Below are 5683 nucleotides of genomic sequence, written 5' to 3' on the forward strand. Positions count from 1 at the left end.
AGGAAAGATGAAATTGCAGGTCCGTTGTTTCTTCTTGCTTCAAATATCCTCGCCGAAGGCAAGAAGCTCTTATTCAGCCGCATAGCGCGTCACGGCGGATCAGGTGAAATCGGCCGCTTTCGTCTTCACCCATCAGCGAAAGCGCGGCAATCGCAAACGGGCGCGGCAGGAGTGGCTCGAGCAGGGGGGCGAGAACGGCCTGTGTCCGGCGCGCCTCGGCACGCGGAAGCTTGCCACTCAACGTGATGTGAAACCGGAAGGCCTGCATCACATAGGGATAGCCCCATTGTACCAGAAGGGCGTCATGCTCGGGGCTGAGGCCGCCAGCGCGGCGATGCGCAAGTTCGGCCTCGGTGAGGGGCGCGCGGAAGGGTTCGAATGCCTGCAGAGCCTCGGCGGCAAGACAGCGAAGGGCAGTTTCGTCGCCCTCTGGAACCAGCGCCAGAAACCGGCCGAGGCAGGCAAGGTCCAAGCCCGCAAGCGTGACGGGGGCGGTGGTGCTGCAAAAGGTCTCAAACGCGGTGACGAGCGTGGCTTCGCTCTGGCCATGGGCCAGACGAAAGGGCGGTTTCATCGTTGCATGCAGGCCATATTTGCGCGGGGTTTCGGTTATCTCGCTCAAGGGTATCGGCAGGCCGGGCACCGTTAGGTGATCGACACTGCGTCCTGTCGTGCAGTCCCAGCCAAGCCAGGCCGCACCAAATTCGGCGAGAGGACCGGGTTCGGGGGTGACGTAAACGGCGTATCTTTTGAAATCCATGCGCGTGCCTGTCGTTTCTCGGCGATGTGCCATCACTCTGTGACAGCGACATGACACAAGAGGCCGGTGTAGCCAATGGCGTGGCGGTTCGTAATCGGGTCTTGCCGGACTTTGACAAGACAAGAGGGCGGGCGCATAACGGGCGCTGATGACATCCAGACGCCCATCGGAGATACCATGACCTCACCGCTTTTTGACGTGCCCGCAGCGCCGCAAGTTCCCGTTCTGGGGCAGGACGGCGGCTTTCCTGTCCGCCGGATTTTCTGTGTCGGGCGCAATTATGCTGCCCATGCCGCCGAGATGGGCAATGAGGTTGACCGCGAGGCGCCGTTTTATTTCACCAAATCGGCACATGCGATCTGCCTGAGCGGGGCAAGCATTGCCTATCCGCTTGGCACGCAGGATTGCCATCACGAGATGGAATTTGTCGTGGCCATCGGCGCGCCCGCCTTTCGCGTTGGCAAGAGCGGGGCGATGCAGGCGGTTTATGGATATGCCTGCGGCATCGACCTGACGCGTCGCGATCTTCAGGCGCAGGCCAAGGACAAGCGCCGCCCCTGGGATCTGGGCAAGGATTTCGAAGACTCGGCGATCATCGCCCCGCTGACCCTGGCCGCAGAGTTCGGCGAGATCGCTGATCAGGCGATCCGCCTCACCCTCGATGGCGAGATCGTACAAGAGTCGCGACTGTGCGATATGGTCTGGTCGGTGCCCGAAGTGATCGCGCACCTGTCGCAATTCTATCATCTGATGCCCGGCGACCTTATTTATACAGGGACGCCGGCGGGTGTCGGGCCGGTCAGACCCGGCAGTGAATTGCACGGTCAGATCGACGGGCTGAGCGATCTTTCCCTGCGCATCGGCGCCCCCGAGTAGGCGCGGCATGTCAGAGGCGGTGCATGTTGAAGAGAGGGACTGGCTTGCGCATGTGCCGGTTACGCTTTTCACCATCGTGATGGGGCTTTGCGGCTTTACGCTTGCGCTTCGCGCGGGCGAGGCGGCGCTTGGGTTTGGATATTTCATATCCGGCGCGGCGCATGGCTTCACGATGGTCATTTTTGCGATTGTTGCGCTTTTGTACCTTGCCAAGGGGCTACGCCATCCGGGCGCCGTGGTGGCCGAGTGGCGGCATCCGGTGAAGCTTGCGTTCTTTCCGGCGATCTCTATCGCGCTTGTGCTGATGGCGGTGGTGATGCTCGATCCGGCGCCGGGATTGGCGCGGGCGATGTGGCTTGTGGCGGTCCCCTTGCAGCTTGTCCTCACGGTCTCGGTGGTCAGCCGCTGGATCGGCGCGCGGTCGTTCCAGCATGGGCATCTGACGCCCGCCTGGTTCATCCCTTCGGTGGGGAATGTGATCGTGGCGATTGGTGGGGTCCCCTTAGGATATGTCGAAATCAGCTGGTTTTTCACCTCGGTCGGGCTGATTTTCTGGATCGTCTTTCTGGTGCTGGTGATGAACCGGCTGATCTTTCATGATCCCTTGCCGCAGCGATTGCAGCCGACGCTCGTTATTCTGATCGCGCCGCCTTCGGTCGGGTTTCTGGCCTGGGTGGCGCTTGTGGGCGAGGTCGATTCCTTCGCCCGCGTGCTTTTGAACGGGGCCTATATCTTTACCCTGATCGTGGCGGTGCAATTGCCAAGCCTTCTGCGGCTGCCGTTTTCATTGGCATTCTGGGCGCTCAGCTTTCCGATGGCGGGAGTGACGATTGCCAGCTTTGTCTATGGCGATGCCACGGGATCGGCGGGCCAGAGGGTGGTCGGGCTTGGCCTGTTGGCGGTGCTTTGCGTGATCATTCTGGCGCTGTTGTTCCGCACCGCCGTGGCGCTGCGGAACAATGAGGTTTTTGTACCCGACTAGCGGTTAATCCAGCAGACGACGGGTGATCACCTGGGCCTGAATCTCGGCGGCGCCCTCGAAGATATTGAGAATTCGGGCGTCGCAGAGGATGCGGCTTATGGTGTATTCTAGGGCAAAGCCGTTGCCGCCGTGGATTTGCAGGCCGTTGTCCGCCGCAGCCCAGGCGACGCGCGCGCCAAGCAGCTTGGCCATGCCTGCCTCAAGATCGCAGCGCCGGTCGTTGTCCTTTTCCCAGGCGCTGAAATAGGTCAACTGGCGGGCGATCATGATCTCGACCGCCATCATCGCAAGCTTGCCGGAGACGCGCGGAAAGTCGATCAGGCTTTTGCCGAACTGCTTGCGGTCGATGGCGTATTTCATCGCCACATCAAGCGCCGATTGGGCCACGCCGATGGCGCGGGCGGCGGTCTGTATGCGGGCGGATTCAAAGGTTTCCATCAGCTGTTTAAAGCCTTTGCCCTCTTCGCCGCCAAGCAGGTTTTCGCCCTTCACATGGAAGTTGTCGAAGCCAAGCTCATATTCCTTCATGCCGCGATAGCCCAGCACTTCGATCTCGCCGCCGCTCATGCCTGGCGTGGGGAAGGGGGCCTCGTCGGTGCCCGGCGTTTTCTCGGCGAGGAACATCGACAACCCGCGGTGATCGGTGGTGTCTGGTTTGGTGCGCGCCAGCAGGGTCATCACATGGGTGCGGGCGGCATGGGTGATCCAGGTCTTGTTGCCGGTCACCTTCCAGTCGCCGTTTTCATCCTTGACCGCGCGGGTGCGCAGGCTGCCAAGATCAGAGCCGGTATTGGGTTCGGTGAACACCGCCGTCGGCAGGATTTCGGCGCTGGCCAGTTTCGGCAGCCATTGCGCCTTTTGCGCGTCGGTGCCGCCACAGAGAATCAGTTCGGCGGCAATCTCGGACCGGGTGCCAAGGCTTCCGACACCGATATAGCCTCGGCTCAGCTCCTCGGACACCACGACCATGGACGCCTTGGACAGGCCGAAGCCGCCGAATTCCTCGGGGATGGTCAGGCCGAAGACGCCCATTTCGGCGAGTTCCTCGATGATTTCCATCGGGATAAACTCGTCCTTGAGGTGCCAGTCGTGGGCATGCGGTTCGACCTTGTCGACCGAGAAGCGGCGGAATTGTTCGCGGATCATCTCTAGTTCGTCATCAAGACCGGTGCGCCCGACGGTAATTTCGGCAGAGCGTTCCTGCATCAGTTCGACAAGGCGGGTGCGCGCGGCCTGGCTGTTGCCGTCGGCGATCAGCGTGGTCACGGCGGGGGTCTGAAACGCGGCGATATCGTTGGCGCTGAGGCCCATGTCATGCGGGCGGACGATCTCGCCCTGGTTCATCAGGATGCCGCCTTGAATCTGGCCAAGATATTCGCCAAAGCCGATTTGAAGCAAAAGCTGTTCGACCTCGCCGAAGGTGCCCGATTCCTTCAGCCGGGTGGCCCAATGCTGCATCTGCCGCAAGGATTCCGTGTAGGTCGCGAGCCAGGCCAGCCCATGGGCCGCCGACTGGTTCGCCTCTATGGCGGCGCCCGAGACCCGGCCATCGGCGCTAACCAATTGGCGGATATTGTCTTTTGCAGCCTCAAAAAAGGTTTCGACCGGGGCAATCGACGCGCCTGTCAGGGCCAGAAGATCGCCCAGAATGATCGGTTTCGTCATTGCAATATCCTGTCCGTCATGTGCCATTTTTCGGGTCCTTTCGCAGTTGCGGCTCGTTTTATCTATTTCGCAGGTGCAGCGCAACTATTTAACGAAAAGAGTGCCTGATTTGATTGAAAGTTGCGCATTGATTTCTTGCGGTGCCGCGCTAATGGGCGTGTTAAGAGGGGATTATGGAAGCATTTTTTGATATAGGGCCGCTTTGGGGCTGGGCGTTTGCCTTTAGCGTGGCGATCTGCGCGGGCATGGTCAAGGGCGTGGTCGGCTTCGCCATGCCGACAGTGATGATCGCCGGGCTAAGCTCGGTCATGGCGCCCGATCTGGCGCTGGCTGCGCTGATCCTGCCGACGCTGGCGACGAATCTGTGGCAGGCGCTTCGGCAGGGGGCGCGGGCCGCTCTGGCCTCGGTGCGCCGGTTCTGGGTGTTCCTGGCTGCGGGCGGCGTTGTGATGGTGCTTGCCGCGCAACTGGTGCCGATCTTGCCGCCGTCCGGGATGTTGTTGTTCATCGGGCCACTGATCACGATCTATGCGCTCACCACCCTGTTCGGCCGAGGGCTGCGGTTGCCGCCTGATCCCGGCCCAAGGGGCGAGGCGGCGATGGGCGCGCTTGCGGGGGTGTTTGGCGGCATATCCGGCATGTGGGGGCCGCCGACAGTGGCGATGCTGACCGCGCGGGGCACCGAAAAGACCGAACAGATGAGGGTTCAGGGGGTGATCTATGGCCTTGGCGCCCTGGCGCTGGTGGGGGCGCATATCGGCTCGGGCGTGCTGCGGGCCGGAACATTGCCGCTGTCGCTTGGGATGATGCCGCCGGCGCTTTTGGGGATCTGGATCGGCTTTCGGCTTCAGGACCGCTTCGATCAGGCGGCATTCCGTCGGATGACGCTTTGGGTGCTGCTGATTGCCGGGCTCAACCTGATCCGGCGGGGGATCATGGTGATGTAGCGGCGGCTGGAAAAGCAGGACGCCCCCGCCGTGGGGCCGGGGCGCCTGATTGTGATCGAGGGTGGGTGCACCCCACGCTGCGTCGCGGTTTAGCCGATAGCGGCGGCTTTCACGTCGTCGTCGATAAACGGCAGGTATTGCGCGAAATTGTCGGCGAACATTTCGACAAGCTTGGCCGCCTGCGCATCATAGGCCCCCTGATCGCACCAGGTGCGGCGCGGATCAAGCAGGACCTCGGCCACGCCGGGCACGGCCACGGGCACGTCAAAGCCAAAGTTCTCATCCTTGCGGAATTCGACCTCGTTCAGCGATCCGTCGAGGGCCGAGGTCAAAAGCGCGCGGGTCGCCTTGATCGGCATCCGCGATCCGGTGCCATATGCGCCGCCGGTCCAGCCGGTGTTGACCAGCCAGCAGGTCGCGCCATGCTTGGCAATCTTCGCCTTCAGCAGGTTG

Annotated in this window: 6 protein-coding genes; 3 read left to right on the forward strand and 3 right to left on the reverse strand. The window is 61.9% G+C overall.

Annotated elements, in window-relative coordinates:
- Window positions 1-73: 73 nt before the first annotated feature.
- Entirely contained in the window at window positions 74-760 is a 687-nt protein-coding gene (locus QZ522_RS17355) for a DUF1045 domain-containing protein (RefSeq protein ID WP_294614556.1), read from the reverse strand.
- Window positions 761-937: 177 nt separating this feature from the next.
- On the opposite strand from QZ522_RS17355, the gene QZ522_RS17360 reads away from it, so the two are divergent.
- Both QZ522_RS17360 and QZ522_RS17365 read left to right on the forward strand, forming a co-directional pair.
- The gene (locus QZ522_RS17360) at window positions 938-1636 is read left to right on the forward strand and encodes a fumarylacetoacetate hydrolase family protein (RefSeq protein WP_294614559.1); all 699 of its coding nucleotides are present in this window, start codon (window positions 938-940) and stop codon (window positions 1634-1636) included.
- A 7-nt stretch (window positions 1637-1643) separates the two neighbouring features.
- Window positions 1644-2618 (forward strand): SLAC1 anion channel family protein, encoded by a 975-nt coding sequence (locus QZ522_RS17365; protein ID WP_294614562.1) that lies wholly within the window; start codon window positions 1644-1646, stop codon window positions 2616-2618.
- A 3-nt stretch (window positions 2619-2621) separates the two neighbouring features.
- Here QZ522_RS17365 and QZ522_RS17370 read toward each other — a convergent pair whose 3' ends face one another.
- Window positions 2622-4310, reverse strand: coding sequence for an acyl-CoA dehydrogenase family protein (locus tag QZ522_RS17370; RefSeq protein ID WP_294614565.1), 1689 nt, complete (start codon window positions 4308-4310; stop codon window positions 2622-2624).
- Window positions 4311-4456: 146 nt separating this feature from the next.
- Here QZ522_RS17370 and QZ522_RS17375 point away from each other — a divergent pair, with 146 nt between their 5' ends.
- Window positions 4457-5230 (forward strand): sulfite exporter TauE/SafE family protein, encoded by a 774-nt coding sequence (locus tag QZ522_RS17375; RefSeq protein ID WP_294614568.1) that lies wholly within the window; start codon window positions 4457-4459, stop codon window positions 5228-5230.
- Window positions 5231-5319: 89 nt separating this feature from the next.
- On the opposite strand, the gene QZ522_RS17380 is transcribed toward QZ522_RS17375, so the two are convergent.
- Window positions 5320-5683, reverse strand: a 364-nt coding sequence (locus QZ522_RS17380) for a phosphoenolpyruvate carboxykinase (ATP) (RefSeq protein WP_294614571.1), incomplete at its 5' end; no start/stop codon positions are given.

Origin of the sequence: uncultured Roseovarius sp., assembly GCF_913054395.1 — a bacterium.
Lineage (GTDB): Bacteria > Pseudomonadota > Alphaproteobacteria > Rhodobacterales > Rhodobacteraceae > Roseovarius.

What these genes read in the sequence shown, in the direction of transcription:
- QZ522_RS17365 (WP_294614562.1), top strand. Translation starts at nt 1,644, where the DNA reads ATGTCAGAGGCGGTGCATGTTGAAGAGAGGGACTGGCTTGCGCATGTG.
- QZ522_RS17375 (WP_294614568.1), top strand. Translation starts at nt 4,457, where the DNA reads ATGGAAGCATTTTTTGATATAGGGCCGCTTTGGGGCTGGGCGTTTGCC.
- QZ522_RS17370 (WP_294614565.1), bottom strand. Translation starts at nt 4,310, where the DNA reads ATGGCACATGACGGACAGGATATTGCAATGACGAAACCGATCATTCTG.
- QZ522_RS17360 (WP_294614559.1), top strand. Translation starts at nt 938, where the DNA reads ATGACCTCACCGCTTTTTGACGTGCCCGCAGCGCCGCAAGTTCCCGTT.
- QZ522_RS17355 (WP_294614556.1), bottom strand. Translation starts at nt 760, where the DNA reads ATGGATTTCAAAAGATACGCCGTTTACGTCACCCCCGAACCCGGTCCT.